Here is a 25,172-nt window from a genome sequence, read left to right as displayed (position 1 = left end):
TAAGGAGAGAAAATCATGGAAAACAAAAATAATGTTAAGAGATTTTTGGTAATATTCATATTGGCATTTGGAACAACAGCCATGTATAGTTTACGATATATGAAGTCATCATTTTATGATCCAATGCAACAAGCATTAGCATTGAGTCATACGCAAATAGGGAACTTATTGAGTTTATATGGATTAGTAGGAATGGTATCTTATTTTATAGGTGGATGGTTTGCTGATAGGTTTTCAGTTAGAAAACTGATAACTTTTTCTTTAATTGCTTCAGGAGCATTAGGGTTTTACTTCTCAACATTTCCATCATACAACATGATTCTTTTAATATTTGTATTATGGGGATTTACAACAATATTAACATTCTTCTCAGCTTCTGTTAAGGTTGTTAGAATGCAGGGTAGTGAATCAGAACAAGGAAGAATATTTGGATTTTATGAAGGGTTATCAGGGGTATCAGGTACGTTAATTTCTTTTATAGGTCTTTACTTCTTTGGAAAATTTGCTGAAATAACTATTGGATTTAAATATGTAGTATGGTTATATTCTGCAGCATCTATAATATGTGGTATACTTTTATTCTTCTTAGTAGAAGAAAAGAAAGATACTGGAGCATCAGATGAAGGATTAAGTATTAAATCATTACTAAAAGTAGTTACAATGCCAAAAGCTTGGCTGATTGGTCTTATAATATTTTCAACTTATTTAGTATTTTCAAGTTTAACTTATTTAAGCCCATACTTATCAGAAGTTTATGTAATGCCAATGACTTTAGTTTCAGCTTTATCAATAATTAGAACTTATGTTATAAAAATGGGAGCATCCCCTATTGCAGGTGTTATAACAGATAAAGTTGGTTCATCTATAAGAGTAATGTTTGTAGGGTTTATATTAATGACAATAAGTACAGCAGCTTACTTAGTAATCCCTAAGAGTGCAGGACTTATATGGATAGCTGTAATAAATATGATAATACTAAGTGTAATCTTATTTGGATTTAGAGGTATATACTTTGCATCTGTTTCAGAGTCTAATATATCTTTAGAAACTACAGGAGCAGTAGTTGGATTCGCTTCATTTATAGGATTTTCTCCAGATGCATTTTACTATACAGTTGCAGGTAACTGGTTAGATAAATATGGACAAACAGGATATACGTATATATTTATTTTATCTGTAGTGTGTGCAGTTATAGGTATATTTGCCACTTATGCTTTAAATAAAATAAATAAAAAAGAAAATAAAAACTTGAATAATAAAATTGCTTAAATACTTATAATTATTTATATAACTCTACCTATTTTTAAAAATGGGTAGAGTTGTTCATGTTTAAAATAAGAAATAGTTTCAGTTTAGAGATTTCATAATTATAAAATAACTTTATAACATGTGGTATAAAGTAAGTTTAATTAAAAAATGACAGTAACCATTTAAATATTAAAATAGAAAATTAAGACAATAATAAGAATATGGAGAGTAGATATGTTAGCATTATGGGAAAATGGAATTATAATTATATTTGCATTTCTATTGTTAGGGATAGGCTATTATTTTTCTAGAAATGTAAAAGATATGGAAAGTTATTACCTAGGAAATCGAAGTTTACCATGGTCTTTGATAGTAGGTACTTTGGTTGCCTCTTGGTATGGTGGAGTTGGTACAGTTGGTAGTGTAGAGTATGCAGCTATATATGGGATATCTGCATGGGCAGTATGGTCAATAGCTGCACACATTGGAAGAATGCCTTTAGCATTGTGGGTTGGACCAAGAATTCATATAAGAACTAATATAACAGTTCCTGATTTATTAGAAAGTTTTTATGGAAAGCAAGTTGCTATAATTGGAGCAGTTTTAATGTTTATATATTGTGCACAACTTGGAGAAATAACAGCTATGGGAACTATAGGTAATGTAGCTTGGGGAATTGATAAACAACTAATAGGGTTTATAATGGTAGTGGTAGTAGTTATATTGACAGTTCTTGGTGGTCTTATGGGAGTTGCCATTACAGATATGGTATTGTTTTTCTGCATGGTATTTGGTCTAACTATGGTCATGCCAGGTCAATTTGACCAAATAGGTGGTTTTCAAGGTCTTACAGAAGCACTTAAAGATGCACCTCAGCTAATGCATCCTACAAAAGGTATGTCAGCAATGAAAGCATTGATGTTAATAGTATATTCATTTGGAGCTTATTCAGACCCAACTTTCTATCAAAGGTTTTCGGCAGCAGATTCTCCAAAAGTTGGTAGGAGAGCCTTGTTGACTTGTTTTTCTCTGTGGATATGTTTTGACATGGTGTTAACTATGACAGGTCTTATAGTTAGAGCCACTTATCCAGAAATGGCTCCAGCAGCTGGATATATAACTTTAGTTTTAAATACATTGCCAGAAGGTATAAGAGTAATATTTATAATAGGAATTTTAGGTTCAATAATATCAACACTAGATAGTTATTATCTAGCAGCAGGAGCCACTTTAGCAAATGATATATATGGAAGAATTACTAAAAAAGAATTATCTCAAAAGCAATTAGTTAAACTTACTAGAGTAGGTGTATGTTTAGCGGCAGTTATGGGACTTAGTGTGGCGTTTAGATTTGAAAATGTATATGATGCATGTATATTTGTAGGAAGTATTTGGATGGGTTCAGCATTTGTACCTATAGTAGGAGGACTTCTTGGTAATGGAAGAAGAACATCTATGGGCGGTATTTTGGGAATGATTGTAGGTGGAGTAACTTTTGGTTATTTTAAAATGTTTCCAGTTCAAAGTTTTGAATTAGAGCCTCTTGTTATAGCCATCCCTCTTTCATTTATTGCATGGACAATAGGAAATAGAATAGGCGAAAATTTAAATACACAAAATAATCTATAAAAAGGAGTAGTTATTATGTCTAAATTGGTCTCTAAAGTAAAAAAAGATTTGGAAATAAAATGGATTGGTATAGATGGTTTTTTAGTCCTATTATACTTCTTAATAACAGGATTTATATTTTATGGTATAGTAACTAAAAATGATATTATAGTTGGAAAGATAATCCCATATGGAGTTATGATAGCAGTAGTTATAATATTTTTTGATTATCTATATAGAGTATTCAAAATGACAAGAAAAAAAGAGGAAAGGGAATGATTTTATGGATATAAGAGCATTGCCTATAAAAATTACAAAAGATGAAGCTATAGATATAGCAAAAAGTGGAAAGAATTCCTTATTAAGTATGTTGATATTAAAAAATAAAGAAGTTCATGAAGTTAGACTTCATTATATAGAGTTTAAAGTCGTTACACTTAAAATTTATCAAAATAAATCTCCTTTCATGAAAAAAAAACAAGCTAGCAATATAAATGAATTAAATATTTTAGTAAATGGCTCTACAGGTGCTGGTAGTATAGTACAAGAATTACCAGTATCTGAAATTGTAAAAAATGTAGATAATGACATCATACAATATAGTGATAAGGATGAGAGAAGGGTAAAAGCAAAGGCAAATAAAATGGCTATAAGATTAAGTCACAGGTTTATGGGGGGGATACCAGAGATTGAGATAGTTAAAATTGAAAGTATCTTTAGACCATACTGGGTAGTATTCTTTGGAAAAGTGGAATTAAATACAAGAGTAAGTTACTTGCCAATTGAAGCAGATGGCTTTGTTATAGGAATGTAAGATATTTTATATAAATATATTTTACACTTATTGTATAATACATATTGAGAGAAGAGATAATATTTAGTTATATACAAAGTAGCTTCTATATTAGATAACCTAATTTATAATAAGTGATTTTAATGTATATAGATTATAATAATGGAGGAAATTTTCTTATGACAAACTATAAATATACAGGATTTTATATAGAAAAACCAGTAGGAAATAATGTATTTTCATATGAAGAAAGAGAAAATAAGAGTATATATGTTCCAAAACTAATAAGTGGAACACTGGATGATGTGAAATTGGGAAATAAAGTAGTATTTAATGAAATTGATGAAAATAAAGAGATAAAAGCAAAAGGATTGGAAAATATGGTCGAATATGTCCTGGGAAATAAAAGAATATATGTTTTTGATAATCATAACCATGCATTTTATTTTTGGATAAAATCTATGATGGCAAATGAATTCACAAGAGGATGTAAACTAGTACATGTAGACCAGCATAAGGATACTAGAGAGCCTAAAAACTACAATGTAGATATAAATAATCTGGAGGATGTATTTAGGTATACAAATGAGGTTTTAAATGTAGGAAGTTTTATAAAACCAGCATTAAAACATAGTATATTTTCAGAATTAATAATAATAGATAGCTCATATGGCTTTGATTTAGATATAGAGCCAGAGTTTGTTCTTGATATAGATTTAGATATATTTTCAGAGGATATGGACTATATACCATTTGATTTTAAACTAGAAAAGATAAAAAATCTAATTAAAAAGGCTAAAGTTGTAACAATTGCTACTAGTCCTTACTTTATAAACCAAGAGTATGCTATAAAAGTATTAAAAGAATTGTTTAATTATGATATAATGTAAGAGTTAACTTTAAATAGAATATGGTATAATCAAAAAGAAGAAACTTCCAATCTAACTAAAAGATTTTATACTATAAAAAAACTAAAAAAATATAGATATACTTAGGAGGAAAAAAGTATGAGTTTATATACTGAATGGAGAAATTTAAGTGATAACCACGAGAATCAAGAAACAGAGGTAAAATTCTGGGAAGAATATTTAAAAGTTGAAGCTGGAATATACAATGAAATATTAAATAATAAAATGGATGTTGTTGAAGGTAAAGTAAGTGAATTAGCTGAGAAATTTGGAACTACTAATGAATTTTTCATGGGATTCATAGATGGAATAAGTGAGAGTTTAAAAGAAGATATAGTTTTAGAAGATGTAGAAGCTGATAAAGAAGTTTCTATAAAAATAGATTGGGAAAAATTATATAACAATATGGTAACTGTTGAGGCTCATTGGCTATATAATTTACAAGGTTGGGAAGAAATATTACCAGCAGACCAAAGAAAAGAAATAATAAAAGCATACAAAAAATCTAAAACAGTAGTTAAAGAAGCAAAAATAGGAAGAAATGATTCATGCCCATGTGGAAGTGGTAAAAAATATAAGAAATGTTGTGGAAAGTAAGGTAATCTTATGTTTATTTTAAGATTTGCAGATGATGATGACAATTTATCAGTTAAAGATTTTACATCTTTAACTGATTTAAAAAAATATATTAGTGAAAATAGTATAGATAAAACATGGCATCAAATTGAAGAAGTTAAAAAAGTAATACCTAACCTAAAAGAGGAATAAAATTAAGTAACACTAAAAAGAATATTAAAAAATAGTTGTCAATAGTTGTCTATAAGGACAACTATTTCTATTTTTAGATATAAATATAAAATATACAGGGGGTATAAATATGAAATTTATTGATTTACATTGTGATACTATAGCAAAATTAATGGAAAATGTGGAAACAAGTGAACTTAAAACTAACAAATATTCTGTTGATATAGACAGGTTGAAAAAAGGGGATTCATTGGCTCAAACATTTGCTCTTTTTGTTGATACTGAAGAAGTAAAACATCCTTTTGATTACTGTATGAGTATGGCAGATAAATTTCATAAAGAAATGAAAAAAAATAGTGATGTAATAGCTCTAGCTACTAACTATGAAGAAATTATGAAAAATCAATCAGAGAATAAACTTACAGCACTTTTATCTATAGAGGAAGGGGCAGTACTTGAAGGTAGAATAGAAAACTTAAAGAAGTTTTATGATTTAGGTGTTAGAATGATGACAATAAGTTGGAATCATGTGAATGAGTTAAGTTTTCCTCATAATAAGATAGAGTATAGAGAAAAAGGTCTTACAGATTTTGGTAGAGAAGTTGTACATAAGATGAATGAACTAGGTATGCTAGTTGATATTTCTCATATTTCAGATGGTGGATTTTATGAAATTGCAAAAATATCTTCTAAACCAATAATAGCTACACATTCAAATTCAAGAGCAATGATGAATCATACTAGAAACCTAACTGATGATATGATTAAAGTGTTGGCTAATAAGGGTGGGGTTACAGGAATAAACTTCTTCCACTTGTTTTTAAGTGATAAAAGTGAAAGTAAGCTTGAAGATATGGTTAGACATATAAAACATATTGTAAATGTTGGAGGAATTGATGTTGTAGCTTTAGGCTCAGATTTCGATGGAATACATTCAAAGGTTGAGATTGAAGATATATCTCAAATGGGTAAATTATATGAACCTCTAAAAAAAGAAGGATTTAGTGAAGATGAAATAGAAAAAATATACTATAAAAACGCTTTAAGGGTAATAAAAGAAGTGTTATAAGAAATGTTTTTTTGACATTAGGAAACAAAGTTTTATATCGAACATAGTATAAACTAAGATAAAAATTTATTGGAGGTTTAACTATGAAGGTAGGAGACATTGTAGCTAGAAAGTCACATAACAAAGATATTGTATTTAAAATAGTCTCTTTTGGTGTAGATGAAAATAATGAAAAAATAGCTATACTAAAAGGAATTGCATTTAGAGTAATAGCAGATGCTTATATTGATGACCTTGAATTAGTAAAAGCACCTGATATAAAAGATATATTAATAGATAAAAATGTAGAAAATTTATTATATAAGTCAGTAAGAAAGGCTAAAGAGAGACAGAAAAAGATGACAAGGGCAGTTCCAAAACTTCAATTAAATTCTAACACATATGGGATGCCTGGAAAAGTACTACAAATAGATGGAGATAAAGAGTATTTAAAAATTTGTTTGGATGTATATGCTCAACTTGGAATACCTGCAGTAGGAGTAGCAGTTTCAGAGCAAAATCAGCATAAAGAAATAAGAGCATTACTAGAAAAATATAATCCGGATATACTAGTAATTACAGGACATGATGCAATGACAATAAAAAGAGGAGATATAGAAGATATGAATAACTATAGAAACTCTTTAAATTTTATGAAAACAGTTAAAGAAGCGCGTAAATGGCAACCAAATTTGGATAATCTTGTAATATTTGCAGGTGCATGTCAGTCAAATTATGAAAAAATAATAAATGCAGGAGCGAATTATGCAAGTTCCCCTGGTAGAATAATGATACATGCTTTAGACCCTGTTTTTGTAGTAGAAAAAATTGCATGTTCAAGAATTGATGTAGTAGTACCTATTGATGAGGTTATAGAGCAGACTATCACAGGTGTTAAGGGTATTGGTGGCTCTGAAACAAGAGGGAAATTTAGATGGGCAATGCCAAAAACAATATTGCATTAACAAAAATTAACATAATTATACTGTATATATTCAAAAATAGTATTGACATTTTTGCAAAAAATATATAAAATAATTAGTTTAAACGTTTGACAAAAATGTTTATATGTGATATTATGTAAACATATAAACGTTAAAGAAGGTGATATTGTGGCTACTGTTCAAACTCTAGATAAGATAAGAGTAAGCTTAGAAAGACATATAGGAAAGAAGATATTGTTGAAAGCTAATAAAGGAAGAAAGCAGATTATTACAAAAGAGGGTATACTAGAAAAAGTTTATCCAAGCGTGTTTGTTATAAAATTAGATGATGAAAGTAATGGATATCCTAGGGTATCTTATAGTTACTCAGATTTATTAACATCTAATGTAAAGTTGCAAGTTTTTAGAGATCAAGATAAATTACAAATAAGTTAAAATTATACCTATTAAAAATAGGTGTAATTTTTTTTTTGCTCCTTAAATATAAATATAGTGTGATACTTTTATAATACTTAAGGGGGTAAACTATGGAATTAATTAAAGATGTAATTAAAATTGACAATAGAATAGACTTTGGGAAATTTCAAACATTTATTGAGGCAGAAGCAGTAGTGCCAGACAAGAAACTAGATGTATATGAGATTGTAAAGACTGAGGGTTACATATCACTTAAAAAAATTGAGATAGCAGACGGAAAGATACTTTGTAGAGGAAGTTTTAATTACAACGTAATTTACATCGCAGACGATAAAAATACTGTTTCTAATGTAGATGGAAAAGTGGATATAAACGAAGTAATAGAAAAAGATAATGTTATGCAAGATATGGAATACATGTTATTTTCAGAGGTAGAGCATATGGACTGCACTATAATGAATGAGAGAAAGATTAAAGTAGGAGCTCTTATGAATATAAGAGGAAGTTTATTTGAAAAACAAAGATTAGATATTGTAAAGGATGTAGCACAGGTAGAAGGCATACAAAAGCATAGAAAGGAAATTTGTTTTCAAGATATAGTGGGAATAGAAAAAGCAGAAAGTTCTATAAGAGACACTATAACTATAAATACAGAAGAAATTCAATCTATAATAAGCTTAAATCCTTGTGTTAAAGTAAAAGAAAGTAGAGTAACTGATAATAAGGTTATTATTGGTGGAGTGTTAGAAATAAATCCATTGGCTTGTACATATGAGGGTGAACTTGTAGAGTTAGATAGAGTGGGTATAGAGTTTACTCAGTTTGTAGAAGTTCCTGGAGTGAGTGATGGCATGACTGAGGAAGTATTATTGTCCATGTCAGACTTTAATCATATTTTTAAACAAAATAGTGAAAGTAATACAGGTCTATTAGAAATAGATTGTATGGCTTGTTGCAAGGTAAAAGTTACAGATGAAGTGACAAGAGAGGTATTACAAGATGCATACTCTCCTCAAAAGATAATAAAATTTGACCATAAACCTATTCAACTAAATAAGACTTTGAGAAATAGTGAAGAAACATTTATGGTTAGAGAAGGAATAAGAAATGATAATGATGATATACAAATAAAAGATATTGTAAGCGTTTGTCCAACTATGTCTATAGAAAATAGCTACATTGAAGGAAATAAAAGTATTATACAAGGGATTATAAAAGTTGAAATTTTATTTATTCCAGTTGAAGGGCTAAAGTTAGTTTATAAAATTAGTGAAGAAATTCCATTTGAGCATGATATAGAGATGGATAATTTAACTGATACAGCATCTGTTTTTAATACAGCATGTATTGATAAAATTGAAGTTGATTTAAATAGAGACCAAATAGATTTAGTTATAAAAATCAAAAGATTTACTGAAGCATTAGATAAAAAGGCAGAAAGCTTTATTGTTAAAGGTGAAGATCAAGGTGTGTATGATTTATCTAAAGCCCCAAGTATAATTGTATATATATGTAAAGAAGGAGATACTTTCTGGAATATTGCAAAAAAATACAATACAACAGAAAATGAAATTGCAGAACTTAATGATATAAAACTTGACGAAGCAATTAAGCCTGGTAAGTGTCTTATTTTAGAAAAAAAAGTCGTATTAGTAGATTAATATTAAAAAATTTAAAGTAATTAAGTATAATAGGGTATTATAATACCCTATTATTTTATTTTTTGTAGTATAATATTATTGTTAGTGATGCATTATTCTTTAAACAAGGAGGATAGAATGGATTTTATAAAACTAAAGAGCAGAGCAAAAATAAATTTATCCATTGATGTCTTAGGAAAAAGGCAAGACGGTTATCATTTTGTTGAAATGATAATGCAAACGATAGATTTATACGATATAGTAAAAATAAAAGGATTAGATAAAGATGAAATAAAGGTAAAAAGCACTAGTTTAGATATTCCTTTAGATGAAGATAATATTGTTTATAAAGCTGCCAAAATAATTAAGAATAAATTTAATATAAAAAAAGGTGTAGAAGTATTCATAGAAAAAAATATTCCTGTAGCAGCAGGGATGGCTGGAGGAAGTTCCAATGCCGCCGCAGTATTAGTAGGATTAAATGAATTATGGAAACTTGAGTTATCTGAAGATGAATTAAAAGAAATAGGATTTAATTTAGGAGCAGATGTTCCATTTTGTATATCAGGAAGGCCTGCTTTAGCTCAAGGTGTTGGAGAAAAACTAACAGATATTAAAGGTTTACCATGTGATATAAGTATTTTAATATGTAAACCAGAATTATTTGTTTCTACAAAAGAAGTTTATCAAGGATTAGACTTGAATAATATTAAAAAAAGACCCAATAATAAATATTTGATGGAGTGTTTAAATTCAGAAGATATAAGAGCTGTATCAGAAAATATGATAAATGTTCTTGAAAATGTTACTATAAGTAAATATGAAGAAATAAATAATATAAAGCAAGTTATGATGAAAAATAATGCTTTAGGTTCTATGATGAGTGGCAGTGGTCCTACAGTTTTTGGATTATTTGAAAGTAAAGAAGACGCTCTAATTGGAAAAAAAGAATTATTAAAAAAATATAAACAGGTATATGTTGTTAACAGCAGTCAAAAAGGGGTTGAAATTTGTGGAGAATTTAACTAAACTAAACTTGGATAATTACAAGCCATTAAGAGATGTAGTCTTCGAAAATTTAAGAGAGGCAATCTTAGAAGGGAAATTAAAGCCTGGTCAAAGGCTGATGGAAGTACAACTAGCAGAACAATTAGGCGTAAGTAGAACTCCAGTAAGAGAGGCAATAAGAAAGCTTGAATTAGAAGGTTTAGTTGTTATGTTACCTAGAAAAGGTGCATATGTAGCAAATATGTCTTTAAAGGATCTTCTAGATGTATTAGAAGTAAGAGCAAGCTTAGAAGGTTTAGCAGCGTCTCTTGCTGCTGAAAGAATTAGTGATGATGATATAAAAAAACTTAAAGATATATCAGAAGCGTTAAAAAAAAGCATTTTAGAATCAGATTTAGATGCACTATTGAAACAAGATGTAGAATTTCATGAATGTATATTTAAAGCAACAAACAATAAAAAATTAATCCAATTGATAAACTCCTTATGGGAACAAGTGTATAGGTTTAGAGTTACTTATATGTCTGATTACGACTCATCACTTAATATTGTTGAAGAACATAGATTTTTACTTGATGCCATAATCAAAGGTGATAGTGAATTGTCGAAGAAATATGCTACAGAGCATATAGAAAAAGCAGAGCAATTTATGATAGATAAGGCTATGATGAATAAAGACTTATAAAATTTAAAAACTACTTTGAAATGGTTATAATCATTTCAAAGTAGTTTTTTTATTGATATTGAAAAATATTATGAATAAATTAAATTTAATTGGACATAATTGATGATATAAATTTATCTTGAGGGGGACTTTTCAATGAGAAAAATTAAGGTTAGATTGGGAATATTAATATTAAGTCTTATATCAGTCATATCAATAATGACGATAGTAATAAATGGTGAAGTAAAAAAAGTTGATAATATATCAAAAGACTATAAAGATAAATTAATAAGATTTCATGTTATAGCAAATAGTAATACAGATGAAGATCAAGAACTTAAATTAAAAGTTAGGGATGAAGTAATAAAATATTTACAGCCAAAGCTACAAAACTCAAAAAGTATAGAGGAAAGTGAAGCTATTATAAAAAAAGAATATAGTAATTTGGAAGAAATAAGTAAAAATATTATTCTCGAAAATGGATATAATTACAGTGTAAAGGTAGGTATACAATATAGTAACTTTCCTACAAAGCAATATTCTAATATAGTTCTTCCAGCAGGTGAATATAAAGCACTAAAAATTATAATTGGAAAAGGTGAAGGAAAGAACTGGTGGTGTGTTATGTTTCCTCCATTATGCTTTGTTGATGAGTCTAATGGTGTTATAGATAAATCTACAGATGATAAGTTAAAAGAAGTTTTAACTGACAAGGAATATAAGCTAATAAAACAAGACACACCAAAGAAAACAAGTAAAGTAAAAATCAAGTTTAAAGTAATTGAAGTAGTAAAGGATTTAGAAGAAAAATTTTAAAAAAATAAAATTATAAGGAGTGGTTTTAATCATGGACAGGTGGAGTAAACTGATAGCTATATTACTAGCCTTAACCTATATATTTATGCCTATTAAAGAGGTATTTGCAGATGAGCCAACAGAGACAGTTAAGAAAGTAAATAAACAAGAACAAAATGTAGCAAAGAAGGAAGTAATAAATTTATCTAATAATGATTTAATGTTACTGTCTAAATTGGTTGCAGGTGAAGCTAGAGGAGAAAGCTATGAGGGACAGGTTGCTGTAGCAGCTGTAGTAATAAACAGAGTATTGGACCCTAGGTTTCCAGATTCAATAGAGGAAGTTATATATCAGAAAAATGCTTTCTCAGTTGTGCTTGATGGTTCAATAAACAAGACACCAACAGATTCAGCATGTAAAGCAGCTAAAGAAGCTCTTTATGGAACTGACCCAACAAATAAAGCAGTATATTTCTGGAATCCAGAAATAGCCACTTGCAAATGGATAAATAGACTAAATCCATATATGAGAATAGGGAATCATGTGTTTGCAAAATAAATTTAAATTTTTGAGTACTGAAAGGAGTTGTCTTTTTCTAGAAATTATTTTCTAATTTGAGATAGCTCCTTTATTTTTTGTTTAAAATAAACTATAATAATCATTTAGGTAATAATATATTAACTGTGAATATAAAAATAAATTTTAGCGATAAATAAGATGTTGTTAAACACAAAAATGTAAAGTAGGTGTTGTATAAAAATGAGCAATAAACCAATAGGAGTTTTTGATTCGGGATTAGGCGGATTGACGGTTTTGAAAGAAATAATGAAGATATTACCAAATGAGGATATAATATATTTTGGAGATACTGCTAGAATACCATATGGTTCGAGATCTAAGGAAACTATAATTAAATATACTTTTCAAGCTATAAATTTTTTAAAAACTAAAGATGTAAAAGCTATAGTTATAGCTTGTAATACTGCTACTGCGAGAAGTTTAAAAGAGGCTCAAGAAAAATATGATATACCAATAATAGGTGTTATAGAAGCAGGCGCTAGGACAGCTGTAAGCTCCACTAAAAACAAGATTGTAGGTATAATTGGAACAGAAGGAACTATAAGTTCAAAGGCATATAATTTAGAAATATCTAAAATAGATAAAAATATAGAAATTGTTAATAAAGCATGCCCTTTATTTGTACCAATTGTTGAAGAAGGATGGGCAAATACAGAAGTAGCTAAATTAACAGCAAAGATATATCTACAAGAATTAAAAGATAAGAATATAGACTCTTTAGTATTAGGATGTACTCATTATCCTATTTTAAAGAGAACAATAGGTGAAGAGGTTGGAGAACACATAAAATTGGTTAATCCAGCTAAAGAGACAGCTAAAGATTTAAAAAAGATTTTAGAAGAACGAAATATTATAAATAGCACAGAAGCTCATGGAATTTATCAATATTATGTATCAGATATACATGAAAAATTTTCAGATATAGCGAAAGAATTTTTAAAGAAAAAAATTGATAAAATTCAAAAAGTGGAGATACAAAAATATTAGTTTATATGAAGAAGTCTATGGAGGAAAAATCGTTGAGTGTAAAAATAAGTATAAATACTAGACAATATGATGAAAAAGGAAATATGGACACCATAGAGATGACTGCTTTTGGTAAAATTTTTTATAAAAATGATGTAATATATGTTATTTACAAGGAAAAAGAAGAAAATATAGAAATAACTAATACTATAAAAATACTTAAAAATGAAGTTAGTATTAAAAAGTTTGGTTCTATTAATTCAACCATGATGTTTAAGTGTGGAGAAAGTAGTACTACAAAATATGTAACCCCACAAGGTACCTTATTAATTGATATTGACACAAGAAAATTGGATATAAATATACAAGAAGGGGAACACATAAAATTGAAAATAGACTATAATATAAAGATACAAGATTTATTTTTAGGTAGAAACAAAATAGATATATACATAGATATTAAATAATAACTATAGCTATTTTCCAGAAATTTTATAAAGGTAGTGAAAAAACTACCTTTTATTTAATTTATTTGGTATTATTATATTTATATTAAACTTTAATTTCTTAAAATTGATACAAGGGTTTAGCGTTTTTTTATAGAAAGTATACTTAAAAGTGAATAAAACTAAGTGTAAGAGGGATAAATATGATATTTGATAAGGTACTAAGTACTATAAATAAACATAATTTAATACAAAAAGGCGATAAAATAGTTTTAGGTCTTTCTGGAGGACCTGATTCAGTTTGTTTATTGCATGTACTAAATAGATTAAAAAAAGATTTTAATATAGAAATATATGCAGCACATTTAAATCATCAAATAAGAGGAATAGAAGCTCAAAAAGATGCATTATATGTATCTAAGCTTTGTGAGGATATGGGAATTGTATTCTTTGTAAAGTCTATTAATGTACCAAAATATTGTGAAAATGAGGGGTTATCATTAGAAGAAGGAGCAAGGAAGCTAAGATATGAAATGTTTTATGAAATTAAGGATAAGATTAAAGCTAACAAAATAGCTATAGGTCATAATCTCAATGACCAAGCTGAGACTGTCATGATGCGTATTATGAGAGGAACAGGTCTTAAGGGGTTAAAAGGAATTGATTATATTAGAGATAACTGTATAATTAGACCAATCTTGGATGTAGAGAGAATAGATATAGAGGAATATTGTAAAGCTTATAATTTAAATCCTAGAATAGATAAAACAAATTTAGAAAACATATACACTAGAAATAAAATAAGGTTAGACCTTTTACCATATATGAAGGATAATTTTAATTCAAATGTAATAGAATCTATAGTGAGGATGAGCAATAGCTTAAAAAGTGATAACGATTATATTGAGAAAGAGGCAGAAGCTAAATTTAGAGAAGTTTCAAATATAAAAGAAAAGAGCTTTGTAGACATAAATTTAGAAGCTTTTATTTGCTTACATGATGCTATCAAAGTTAGGGTTCTTAGAAATTCTATAAAACATATACTAGGAGATACTAATTTTGTTGATCAAAAACATATAGAGGACATAATGTCTTTAGAAAGCGATTCAAAAGTAAATAAAATGATAACTCTTCCGAGAAATATATTTGTTTATAGAAAAAAAGACAGTATAATATTAACCAATGAGGAAATTGTTAGTGAGGAAATTGAATTTTATTACAATATACCTAGTAATGGGTTTATAAAAATAAAAGAATTAAAACAAATTATTGAGACCCAAGTAATGAGTATAGATAGGTATAAGAGTATGAAATTAGACAATTCATCTAAAGGGTTTGATTTTAATAAGGTAAAAGGGGGTATAGTAATAAGGAGCAGAAGGCAAGGTGATAAGATAAAACTTGCTATGGGAAGTAAAAAAGTGAAGGATTTATTCATAGATTTAAAAATCCCAAGAGAAGAAAGATGTAAAATTCCTATAATCACAGATAGTGAAGGAATAATATGTGTTGGAGATTATAAAATCAGTGAGAATTATAAAATTGATGAAAGCACAAAAGAAGTATTAAAAATTAATTTTAACAAATTATAGGGCAAAGCAATGTATGAAAGGAGGGCTTCTATATTGAATAAGTTGCTAAAAGGGGCAGGTTTTTATCTACTTGTTTTTATAATTATAGTAGGTATAGTTCAATTCTCAGGTAAGCCTACAGAAAAAATAAAAGATTTAAAATTTTCCCAAGTATATAGGGAATTAACCGATGAGAATATATCAAGATTGTACTTTGTAAATCAAACTTCTGTAGAAGGTACTATAAAAGATACAAATACAAAGTTTAAATCATATGTTCCAACAGAAATAATGGGAGATAAACTGGCAGATGAAGTGTTAGATCAAGCTAAGGCTGGAAAATTAACATTTGGTGGTGAAGCTAAACCATCTACACCTTGGTTTGTTGAGATGCTACCTACATTACTGTTAATATTCTTTATGGTAATTCTTTGGTTTGTATTTATGAATCAGTCTCAAGGTGGAGGCGGAAAGGTTATGAGCTTTGGTAAGTCAAAGGCTAAGGTTCATAAGGATGATGAAAAAACTAGAGTTACGTTTAAAGATGTAGCTGGATTGGATGAAGAAAAAGAAGATTTACAAGAAGTAGTAGACTTCTTGAAGAATCCTAAGAAATATATTGAATTAGGAGCAAGAATACCAAAAGGAATGCTTATGGTAGGACCTCCTGGAACTGGTAAAACATATCTATCAAGAGCAGTTGCTGGAGAAGCAGGAGTGCCATTTTTCAGTATAAGTGGTTCTGATTTCGTTGAGATGTTTGTTGGGGTTGGGGCTTCAAGAGTAAGAGATTTATTTGAGCAAGCTAAAAAAAGCGCTCCAGCTATAATATTTATAGATGAAATCGATGCAGTTGGTAGAAAGAGAGGAGCAGGTCTTGGTGGAGGTCATGATGAAAGAGAACAAACTCTTAATCAACTTCTAGTTGAGATGGATGGATTTGGAGTAAACCAAGGTATAATAATCATGGCAGCAACAAATAGACCAGATATACTTGACCCAGCCTTACTTAGACCAGGAAGATTTGACAGACAAGTAGTTGTTGGTACACCAGATGTAAAAGGTAGAGAAGCTATATTTAAAGTTCACTCAAGAAATAAACCACTAAATGATGATGTTAAAATGGATGTATTAGCTAGAAGAACACCAGGATTTACCCCTGCTGATATAGAAAACTTAATGAATGAAGCTGCAATACTAACAGCTAGAAAAAGAGAAAAGAAAATTAAGATGGAAACTATAGAAGAAGCTATAACAAAGGTTATAGCAGGTGTAGCTAAGAAATCAAGAGTAATAAGTGAAAAAGAAAGAAGACTTACAGCATATCATGAAGGCGGGCATGCAGTTTGTGCTCATATACTTGAGGAAGTAAGTCCTGTTCATCAAGTTACAATAGTACCAAGAGGAAGAGCAGGAGGATTTACAATGCAGCTTCCTGTTGAAGATAAGTTCTATGCTACTAAAAATGAGATGAAAGAAAACATAGTAGTTTTACTTGGAGGTAGAGTAGCAGAAGAGTTAGTGCTAAAAGATGTGTCTACAGGAGCATCAAATGACTTAGAAAGAGTTACAGCTACTGCAAGAAGTATGGTAACAAAATATGGAATGAGTTCTAAACTTGGTCCAATGTCATTTGACAGTGATGATGAAGTATTTTTAGGTAATAGTTTTTCAAGTAAGAGAAATTATTCTGAAGAGGTTGCTTTTGAAATAGACCAAGAAACAAAACGTATAGTTGATGGTGCATATGATAAGACAAGAAGTATATTACAAGAAAACATGGATAGACTGGAGTATGTAGCTCAAGCCCTACTTATCTATGAAACTTTAGATGCAGATCAATTTATAAAAGCATTTAATAAAGAATTACCATTAAATGATATTGAAAATGCAATTACAGAGGAAAATTCTCCTAAAGAAACTGAAGAGCAATTAACTATAAGTCTAGAAAAAGATAGAGAAGAAAGAAACAATGTTGTTGATATAAATAAAAATCAAGAAAATAAATCTGATGAAGATAAATAATTTTAAAACATTGATTATTTTAAGAGTATTATCTATTAAGGATTAAATATTAAGACTGAAAGTATAATGTTAAATTGATAAACAAAGTATATTTGCATATATCAATTTAATTAATACTTTCAGTTTTTTTGTGATTTTATCAAAGATTAGGTAGAATATTAAATTATGGAAATCAATGGTATGGGTATATACGTTTACTTATGATAATATATTAAAAAGGAATTTTAAAATTAGTAGTATTAAAAATATATTAATAATGTATAATTACTTATTAGAAGAAAATAAGTCATGAAATCATGTCATATTAGAGGTGAAGTATGCGAGAGAAGATAATAGAAATTATATTAAATAATAAATCTGAGTTTATTTCGGGTGAAGAGTTGTCAAAGCAATTAGGTGTGTCACGTGCAGCTATATGGAAACATATGAAAGCTCTAAAGGAAGAGGGATATAATATAGAATCTGTAAATAAAAAAGGTTATAGATTAGCAGAAAATCCAACTGATTTATTAAGTCCACAGAACATCTACTATAAATTAAAAACAGAGTTTATTGGTAAGAATATTGAGCATCTTGATACTGTAGATTCAACCAATGAATACGCAAAAAGAGTGGCTGTGAATAGTATAGATGGAACTGTGATTTTAAGTGAACATCAAGATATGGGAAAAGGACGATTAGGAAGAACTTGGGATTCCAAACCTCATGAAGGGATTTGGATGAGTATTATTCTAAAACCAGATATGGAACCGTTTAAAGCGCCATTTATAACTTTAATAGCAGGAGCAAGTGTAACACAAGCTTTAAATAATCTAGGGGCAAAGACTTTAATAAAATGGCCAAATGATGTTATTTTAAATGGGAAAAAAATATGTGGTATACTAACAGAATTGTCTGCTGAGATTGAAAGAACAAATTATGTTGTTCTTGGTATTGGAATAAATGTTAAAATAATGGACTTTGAGCCAGAAATAGCTGAGAAAGCTACCTCATTGTATAAAGAAGGATACAAATTGTCTAGAGTAGATATTGTCAGAAATGTATTGGCTGAATTCGAAAAGTTATATTTAGACTATATTGCAAATAACTCAAAAGAAGAAACTCTAAAAATATGTAGAGATTATTCTGCGATTATAGATAAGAATATATATGTACTAAAAGGAAATGATAAAGAATTAGTTAAATGCTTAGATATAAATGAAGATGGTAACTTAGTGGTTCAAAGTAGTGATGGAAGTGTAAAAGAAATTGTTTCGGGTGAAGTTTCTATAAGAGGAGAAAAGGGATATGTATGATAATATTTTAGATATAGAAGGTTTAAAGGTTGGGCAAGTTGAGGATAGAAGAGGGATGACTGGATGTACAGTAGTGATTTGTGAAGAAGGTGCAACTTGTGGTGTTGATGTAAGAGGGTCAGCTCCAGGAACTAGAGAAACCGATTTATTAGACCCTGTAAATATGGTTCAAAAAGTTCATGCTGTAGTTTTAGCAGGAGGTTCTGCATATGGTCTTGAATCTACTTGTGGAGTAAGTAGATACTTAGAAGAGAGAGGAATTGGTTTTGATGTTGGAGTTGGCAAAGTTCCTATAGTTGTGGGCGCAGTTTTATTTGATTTAGGAGTAGGAGATTTTAAGTGTAGACCAGATATACAAATGGGTTATAAAGCTTGTGAAGTAGCAAATACAACTGTTTTAAATCAAGGGAATTATGGAGCAGGATGTGGAGCTACTGTTGGAAAGATAAGAGGGCAAGAATATGCTATGAAAGGTGGAATAGGAAGTTATTCTATAAAACTTGATAATGGATTGATTGTATCTGCATTGATTGCTGTAAACGCTCTTGGAGATGTTTATGAGGATGGAAAGGTTATAGCAGGTGCCTTAAATGATAAAAAAACAGAAACAATTGATACATACAAATTGATGAAACAAGGTGCAAGTAAAGGCGGATTTAGTATAGATAATACTACTATTGGAATTATAGCAACGAATGCTAAGTTGACTAAAGCTGAATGTAAAAAAATATCTCAAATGGGTCATGATGGGTATGCAAAAGCTATTTTTCCTATCCATACACCTCATGATGGAGATACAATATTCACAATGTCAAAAGGTGAAATAGAAGCAGATATAACGTTATTAGGTTCATTAGCTGTAGAGGCTGTGGAAAAAAGTATAATAAATGCAGTAAAAAAAGCTGATAGTGTAGAAAATATAATAGCATATAAAGACATAGTAAAAAAATGAGAAATATGATGAAATTAGCATATTTTTCTTGTCAAATTGTTGACAATGGCAACTCGTCTTGATAAAATTATTCTTGTTAGAGCAGGCATCCTGAAAGTAGTAGCCTGACTCATAATGATAAAAAATAAGAGTAAGAAAAATCAAAAAATTAAGTAGTCCGGCATCGTTAGTGAGCTGGAACGGAGGTGTATTTTTTATGATGAACACAAGTGCATCAGTAAGAAAAGTAAATGTAAGAAAGATGACTATAATAGGAGTACTATCAGCTATTTCTATTATGCTATCTATGACTCCATTGGGATTTATTCCAGTTGGACCTACAAAAGCAACTATAATGCATATACCAGTTATTATTGGAGCTATTATGGAAGGACCAATAGTTGGGGCAGCAATAGGCTTTATATTTGGAGTATCAAGTCTTTTAAACGCTATAGTAAACCCAACAGTAACATCTTTTGTTTTTATAAATCCATTAGTTTCAATATTGCCAAGAGTTATGATAGGTATATTGGCTTATTATGTATATCAACTAATAATCAATGCTACAAGTAAGGTATACATATCTGGATTAATTACAGGAGCTGTAGGTTCTTTGTTAAATACAGCTGGTGTTTTAGGAATGATATATGTTTTATATGCTGACAAGTATCTTCAAGCAATGGGTCAAAATGGTTCAGCAGGAAAGGTTATAATGGCTCTTGCCGCAGCAAATGGAGTACCAGAAGCAATAGTAGGAGCTTTAGTAGTAGCTGCCGTTGCTGCTGTACTTAAGAAAAGCAAAAAATAGAAAGAAGGTTAATGACATATGCTTCTAGTATTTGATGTTGGAAATACTAATATGGTTTTAGGTATATATAAAGGTGACAAGTTAGTTAATTATTGGAGAATTAAAACAGATAAGGAAAAAACATCTGATGAATATGGAATTCTAATAAGTAGCTTATTTAAGTATGATGATGTGGATATAAATGCTATTGATGATGTAATAATATCATCTGTAGTTCCAAACGTTATGCATTCTCTTGAAAATTTTTGTATAAAATACTGTAAAAAGCATCCATTGATAGTAGGTCCAGGCATAAAAACAGGTCTAAATATAAAATATGATAATCCAAAACAAGTTGGAGCAGACAGGATAGTTAATGCTGTAGCAGGCATAGAAAAATATGGAGCACCAAGTATACTTGTAGATTTTGGAACAGCAACTACATTTTGTGCTATTTCTGAAAAAGGTGAATATCTAGGGGGTACAATAGCACCAGGAATAAAAATATCTAGTGAGGCATTATTCCAAAGTGCATCTAAATTACCTAGGGTAGAATTAGCAAAACCAGGTATGACTATTTGTAAAAGTACTGTATCAGCTATGCAATCTGGTATAATTTATGGATATGTAGGTTTAGTTGATAAAATAATAAATATGATGAAAAAAGAATTAAATTGTGATGATGTTAAGGTTATAGCTACAGGTGGACTAGCTAAACTAATTGCTTCAGAAACAAAAAGTATAGATTATGTAGATGGTTTTTTAACGCTAGAAGGATTAAGAATAATATATGAAAAAAACCAAGAATAATTAATGCAGGGAATTGGATTATATATCCAATTCCCTTTTTATGATAGTTTTTTAGTGTTATGTGGTATATTATAATGAGGAAATGCAGATTTAGAAATAAAATCACAAAAACAAAGGAAAATATAGGAGAAAAACGATGAAAGTAGGAAATTTAGAATTAAAAAATAAAGTTTTTCTGTCACCTATGGCAGGGGTAACAGACCTTCCATTTAGATTAATTTGTAAAGAACAAGAATGTGGACTTTTATATACAGAAATGATAAATGGTAAGGCACTTTGCTATGATGATGAAAATACTAAAAAAATGCTTAAGATAGAAAAAGAAGAGCATCCTGTAGCTGTTCAGATATTTGGTTCTGAACCAGATTTTATGGGAAGAGCAGCAGAAATAATGAATGAATATCCAAATGAAATCCTTGATATAAATATGGGATGTCCAGCTCCAAAAGTAGTTAAAAATGGGGATGGTTCAGCACTTATGAAAAATCCTAAACTTGCAGAGCAGGTATTAAAGGCGGTAGTGAAGAATTCAAAGAAACCAGTTACTTTAAAAATAAGAAAAGGATGGGATGATAATAATATAAATGCTGTTGAGATAGCAAAGATGGCAGAAGCTTGTGGAATAAGTGCTTTAGCAATACATGGAAGAACGAGAGAGCAATATTATACAGGTAAAGCAGATTGGGATATAATTGCAGATATTAAGAAAAATTTAAATATACCTGTTATAGGAAATGGTGATGTATTTACAATAGAAGATTCAATAAATATGTTAGACAAAACGGGTTGTGATGCTATAATGATAGGTAGGGGTGCTCAGGGTAACCCGTGGATATTTAAAAGAATAAACCATTATATGAATACAGGCGAGATTTTACCAGAGCCAACTCTTAACGAAAAAATAAGTACTGCCATTAAACATTTAAAGCTTGCAGTAGAAGAACATGGAGAGTATGTAGCTGTAAGGGAAATGAGAAAACACATCGCTTGGTATTTAAAAGGTCTTAGAAACTCTGCAAGACTGAGAGATGAAATTAATAAAATAGAAGACTATCAAGAAGTTGTGTCGAAATTGGAGTACTATATGGAAGACTCCTTGACATAAAAATAATAGTGACTTATAATATAGCGCATAAATTAAAAAAAGATTATAAAAATTTTAAAATATAATTAGGAAAATTCCTAAGAAATTTGTGAAGGAGTTGTATTTATAATGGAAGAGAATAAAGAATTTTTATTGACACAAGAGGGATACGATAAATTAGAAGAAGAATTAGAGAATTTAAAGGTTGTAAAGAGAAAAGAAGTTGCAGAGAGAATAAAGGTTGCTATATCTTTTGGTGATTTATCTGAAAATGCTGAGTATGATGAAGCTAAAAAGGAACAGGCACAAGTTGAAGAAAGAATCTTAAAATTAGAAAATATGGTTAGAAAAGCTGTTATCATAGATGAAAGCAAAATAGACCTTAATGTTGTTACAATAGGTTCAATAGTTAAAGTTAAAGATTTAGAATTTGATGAAGATGTTGAATATACTATAGTTGGTTCAACAGAAGCAGACCCATATGACGGTAAAATATCAAACGAATCTCCTGTAGGAAAAGCGCTTTTAGGAAGAGCTGCTAAAGAGGTTGTAGAAGTGCAAGTTCCTGATGGAGTTGCTAAGTTTGAAATATTAGAAATAAGAAGATAATCTGGAGGAAAAAAATGAAAAATAATCAACAAAGCAATGAAGAAGCACAAATTCAAGAAGACCTTAGTGAAGTACTTCAAGTAAGAAGAGATAAACTAAAAAAATTACAAGAGTCAGGTAGAGACCCTTTTAAAGAAAGTAGATATGATAGAACTCATTATTCTATGGAAATAAAAGATAACTTTGAAGCTCTTGAAGGTCAAACTACAAAAGTAGCAGGACGTATAATGAGCAAGAGAATACAAGGTAAAGCTGGTTTTATAGATATTCAAGACCAAGAAGGAAGAATTCAATCTTATGTAAGATTAGATGCTATAGGGGAAGAAGAATATAGTGTATTTTCAACATATGATATTGGAGATATAATTGGTATTGAAGGGGAAATATTTAGAACTAAAAAGGGAGAAATATCTGTAAAGGCTAAATCTGTAGTATTATTATGCAAATCTTTACAAGTTTTACCAGAAAAATACCATGGATTAAAAGATCAAGAATTAAGATATAGACAAAGATATGTTGATTTAATAGTGAACCCAGAAGTAAAAAATGCTTTTTTAATTAGAACGAAAGCATTAAAAGCATTAAGAGCATATTTAGATGACAGAGGATTTTTAGAAGTTGAAACTCCAATATTAAATACTATAGCGGGTGGAGCAAATGCTAGACCTTTCATAACTAACCATAACACTTTACATATACCAATGTATTTAAGAATAGCAAACGAATTATACTTAAAGAGACTTATTGTTGGTGGATTTGATAAAGTTTATGAAATGGGAAGAATGTTTAGAAATGAAGGTATGGATTTAAAACATAATCCTGAATATACGGCTATAGAATTATATCAAGCATATGCAGACTACACTGATATGATGGAGATAACAGAAAATGTTGTTGCACATATGGCTGAAGTTGCTACAGGAAGCATGATAATCAACTATCAAGGAACAGAAATAAACTTTACACCTCCTTGGAAGAGAATGACTATGGAAGATTGTGTGAAGGAATATTCTGGTGTAGATTTTTCTACAATAAATACAGATGAAGAAGCATTAGAAATTGCTAGAGAAAAAGGCATAGAAATAAAACCTGGAATGAGAAGAGGGGAAGTAATAAATGCTTTCTTTGAAGAGTTTGGAGAAGATAAATTAATCCAACCAACATTTATAACACATCATCCAGTTGAAGTATCTCCATTATCTAAGAGAAATGCTGAAGACCCAAGAAGAACTGATAGATTTGAAGCTTTTGCTAATAAGTGGGAATTAGCTAATGCATTTTCTGAGCTTAATGACCCAATTGACCAAAAAGGAAGATTTATGGACCAATTGAGAAAAAGAGAATTAGGAGATGATGAAGCTTTTGAAATGGATGATGATTTCTTAAAAGCATTAGAAGTAGGTTTACCTCCTACAGGTGGACTAGGAATAGGTATAGATAGAGTTATTATGCTATTAACTAATTCTCCATCTATAAGAGACGTATTATTATTCCCAACTATGAAACCTATTGATAATAATCAAAATAAAGAAGAAGAAGAAAAATAAAAAATACAAGCATTCTACTAAGTTTTAAATAGAATAGAGCTATTAAATTATCAATAAATAGCTTTATTTTATTTAAAATGTCAATGTAGAATGCTTTTTATATATTCTAAAAAAATTTTCATGTATTTAATTTATAAATTACCAACAAACGTTACAAACTGATATTAGTTTTTGTTGATTGGAACTTTATATTTAGAAAATATGATTGAAAGTAATTTATTATGAAAATATTTAAAGTAATTTTTGGGAAGGAAAAAGGAATAAGTTTTGAGAATACTATATATAAAAAATTATTGGGGGAATGTGTGATGTTTCAAGTAATTGATTTTTTATGTTTAGTTTGTATTGGATTTTTAGTTCTTGATGTTATGGTATATTTTTGTAAGGATGCAATGGATATATTTGAAAGTACAACTAAGGTTAATAAAGTTAAGAGTATAAATGTTTGGGCAGATAGAGTCAGAGCTAACTCATATTCTTATGAAAATAAAATTGCAAAATAGGAAAAACTGTATATGCATGTGTTACTTGTAATATCAAGGGTTATATCTGTTAGTTTTAGTTAAATGTATTAAAAAAAACAAAGAGCTATAACCTTTTTTAAAATAAAAAACAAAAAAAGTATTGACGAATTATTTTTAAGGTGATATAGTATTACTTGTCCTTAAGAAAAGGGCAAACATGAAAAATGAACTTTGAAA

At 29.2% G+C, this 25,172-nt stretch carries 27 protein-coding genes; all 27 read left to right on the top strand.

Going from position 1 to position 25,172, the window contains the following annotated elements; genetic code table 11:
* Positions 1-15: 15 nt before the first annotated feature.
* The 27 genes from KGF36_RS18530 (at position 16) to KGF36_RS18400 (ending at position 24,974) form a co-directional block, all read left to right on the top strand.
* Positions 16-1,269 (top strand): MFS transporter, encoded by a 1,254-nt coding sequence (locus KGF36_RS18530; RefSeq protein ID WP_227828657.1) that lies wholly within the window; start codon positions 16-18, stop codon positions 1,267-1,269.
* 213 nt (positions 1,270-1,482) lie between these two features.
* A complete protein-coding gene (locus tag KGF36_RS18525) occupies positions 1,483-2,877 on the top strand; it encodes a sodium:solute symporter family protein (RefSeq protein WP_227828658.1) in 1,395 nt (464 codons plus the stop codon).
* A gap of 15 nt (positions 2,878-2,892) precedes the next feature.
* Complete coding sequence (locus KGF36_RS18520; RefSeq protein ID WP_227828659.1) at positions 2,893-3,135, top strand: hypothetical protein; 243 nt, start codon at positions 2,893-2,895, stop codon at positions 3,133-3,135.
* 4 nt (positions 3,136-3,139) lie between these two features.
* On the top strand, positions 3,140-3,670 hold the full coding sequence (locus KGF36_RS18515) for a hypothetical protein (RefSeq protein ID WP_227828660.1): 531 nt from the start codon (positions 3,140-3,142) through the stop codon (positions 3,668-3,670).
* A gap of 158 nt (positions 3,671-3,828) precedes the next feature.
* A complete protein-coding gene (locus KGF36_RS18510; protein ID WP_227828661.1) occupies positions 3,829-4,539 on the top strand; it encodes a UPF0489 family protein in 711 nt (236 codons plus the stop codon).
* A 117-nt stretch (positions 4,540-4,656) separates the two neighbouring features.
* Positions 4,657-5,154 carry an SEC-C metal-binding domain-containing protein gene (locus tag KGF36_RS18505; RefSeq protein WP_227828662.1) on the top strand — a complete coding sequence of 166 codons (498 nt, stop codon included), beginning with the start codon at positions 4,657-4,659 and terminating at the stop codon, positions 5,152-5,154.
* A gap of 9 nt (positions 5,155-5,163) precedes the next feature.
* Complete coding sequence (locus KGF36_RS18500; protein ID WP_227437552.1) at positions 5,164-5,325, top strand: hypothetical protein; 162 nt, start codon at positions 5,164-5,166, stop codon at positions 5,323-5,325.
* A gap of 109 nt (positions 5,326-5,434) precedes the next feature.
* The gene (locus tag KGF36_RS18495; RefSeq protein ID WP_227828663.1) at positions 5,435-6,373 is read left to right on the top strand and encodes a dipeptidase; all 939 of its coding nucleotides are present in this window, start codon (positions 5,435-5,437) and stop codon (positions 6,371-6,373) included.
* 83 nt (positions 6,374-6,456) lie between these two features.
* Positions 6,457-7,317 carry a sporulation peptidase YabG gene (gene yabG / locus KGF36_RS18490; protein ID WP_227828664.1) on the top strand — a complete coding sequence of 287 codons (861 nt, stop codon included), beginning with the start codon at positions 6,457-6,459 and terminating at the stop codon, positions 7,315-7,317.
* 147 nt (positions 7,318-7,464) lie between these two features.
* Entirely contained in the window at positions 7,465-7,731 is a 267-nt protein-coding gene (locus KGF36_RS18485) for a Veg family protein (RefSeq protein ID WP_009892135.1), read from the top strand.
* 92 nt (positions 7,732-7,823) lie between these two features.
* Positions 7,824-9,374, top strand: coding sequence for a DUF3794 and LysM peptidoglycan-binding domain-containing protein (locus KGF36_RS18480; RefSeq protein WP_227437546.1), 1,551 nt, complete (start codon positions 7,824-7,826; stop codon positions 9,372-9,374).
* A 117-nt stretch (positions 9,375-9,491) separates the two neighbouring features.
* Complete coding sequence (ispE, locus tag KGF36_RS18475; protein ID WP_227828665.1) at positions 9,492-10,382, top strand: 4-(cytidine 5'-diphospho)-2-C-methyl-D-erythritol kinase; 891 nt, start codon at positions 9,492-9,494, stop codon at positions 10,380-10,382.
* Positions 10,366-11,046, top strand: coding sequence for a GntR family transcriptional regulator (locus KGF36_RS18470; protein ID WP_227828666.1), 681 nt, complete (start codon positions 10,366-10,368; stop codon positions 11,044-11,046). The genes ispE and KGF36_RS18470 overlap by 17 nt, the downstream gene beginning before the upstream one ends.
* Before the next feature lie 135 nt (positions 11,047-11,181).
* Positions 11,182-11,841: a stage II sporulation protein R gene (spoIIR, locus tag KGF36_RS18465; RefSeq protein WP_227828667.1), complete on the top strand. Its 660-nt coding sequence runs from the start codon at positions 11,182-11,184 to the stop codon at positions 11,839-11,841.
* Between the two features lie 31 nt (positions 11,842-11,872).
* The gene (locus KGF36_RS18460; RefSeq protein ID WP_227828668.1) at positions 11,873-12,379 is read left to right on the top strand and encodes a cell wall hydrolase; all 507 of its coding nucleotides are present in this window, start codon (positions 11,873-11,875) and stop codon (positions 12,377-12,379) included.
* Between the two features lie 201 nt (positions 12,380-12,580).
* Positions 12,581-13,387 (top strand): glutamate racemase, encoded by an 807-nt coding sequence (gene murI / locus KGF36_RS18455; protein WP_227828669.1) that lies wholly within the window; start codon positions 12,581-12,583, stop codon positions 13,385-13,387.
* Between the two features lie 17 nt (positions 13,388-13,404).
* The gene (locus KGF36_RS18450; RefSeq protein ID WP_413841545.1) at positions 13,405-13,833 is read left to right on the top strand and encodes a DUF1934 domain-containing protein; all 429 of its coding nucleotides are present in this window, start codon (positions 13,405-13,407) and stop codon (positions 13,831-13,833) included.
* Positions 13,834-14,015: 182 nt separating this feature from the next.
* Positions 14,016-15,404: a tRNA lysidine(34) synthetase TilS gene (gene tilS, locus KGF36_RS18445; RefSeq protein ID WP_227828671.1), complete on the top strand. Its 1,389-nt coding sequence runs from the start codon at positions 14,016-14,018 to the stop codon at positions 15,402-15,404.
* A gap of 33 nt (positions 15,405-15,437) precedes the next feature.
* Positions 15,438-17,408, top strand: a complete 1,971-nt coding sequence (ftsH, locus tag KGF36_RS18440) for an ATP-dependent zinc metalloprotease FtsH (protein ID WP_227828672.1) — start codon at positions 15,438-15,440, stop codon at positions 17,406-17,408.
* 317 nt (positions 17,409-17,725) lie between these two features.
* The gene (locus tag KGF36_RS18435) at positions 17,726-18,703 is read left to right on the top strand and encodes a biotin--[acetyl-CoA-carboxylase] ligase (protein ID WP_227828673.1); all 978 of its coding nucleotides are present in this window, start codon (positions 17,726-17,728) and stop codon (positions 18,701-18,703) included.
* Positions 18,696-19,655 carry a P1 family peptidase gene (locus KGF36_RS18430; RefSeq protein WP_227828674.1) on the top strand — a complete coding sequence of 320 codons (960 nt, stop codon included), beginning with the start codon at positions 18,696-18,698 and terminating at the stop codon, positions 19,653-19,655. Before KGF36_RS18435 ends, KGF36_RS18430 begins: the two co-directional genes overlap by 8 nt.
* 196 nt (positions 19,656-19,851) lie before the next feature.
* Positions 19,852-20,442, top strand: coding sequence for an ECF transporter S component (locus KGF36_RS18425; protein WP_227483268.1), 591 nt, complete (start codon positions 19,852-19,854; stop codon positions 20,440-20,442).
* Between the two features lie 18 nt (positions 20,443-20,460).
* The gene (locus KGF36_RS18420; RefSeq protein ID WP_227437521.1) at positions 20,461-21,231 is read left to right on the top strand and encodes a type III pantothenate kinase; all 771 of its coding nucleotides are present in this window, start codon (positions 20,461-20,463) and stop codon (positions 21,229-21,231) included.
* Positions 21,232-21,367: 136 nt separating this feature from the next.
* Positions 21,368-22,336, top strand: coding sequence for a tRNA dihydrouridine synthase DusB (gene dusB / locus KGF36_RS18415; RefSeq protein WP_227828675.1), 969 nt, complete (start codon positions 21,368-21,370; stop codon positions 22,334-22,336).
* Positions 22,337-22,444: 108 nt separating this feature from the next.
* Positions 22,445-22,924: a transcription elongation factor GreA gene (gene greA / locus KGF36_RS18410; RefSeq protein ID WP_227828676.1), complete on the top strand. Its 480-nt coding sequence runs from the start codon at positions 22,445-22,447 to the stop codon at positions 22,922-22,924.
* A gap of 14 nt (positions 22,925-22,938) precedes the next feature.
* A complete protein-coding gene (gene lysS, locus KGF36_RS18405; RefSeq protein ID WP_227828677.1) occupies positions 22,939-24,471 on the top strand; it encodes a lysine--tRNA ligase in 1,533 nt (510 codons plus the stop codon).
* Positions 24,472-24,779: 308 nt separating this feature from the next.
* Positions 24,780-24,974, top strand: coding sequence for a hypothetical protein (locus tag KGF36_RS18400; RefSeq protein ID WP_227483267.1), 195 nt, complete (start codon positions 24,780-24,782; stop codon positions 24,972-24,974).
* Positions 24,975-25,172: the final 198 nt, after the last annotated feature.

Source organism: Clostridioides sp. ZZV14-6009, from assembly GCF_020658095.1.
Lineage (GTDB): Bacteria > Bacillota > Clostridia > Peptostreptococcales > Peptostreptococcaceae > Clostridioides.
The sequence above is the reverse complement of the archived record's forward strand: the minus strand, read 5'-3'. Positions and strand labels throughout refer to the sequence as shown.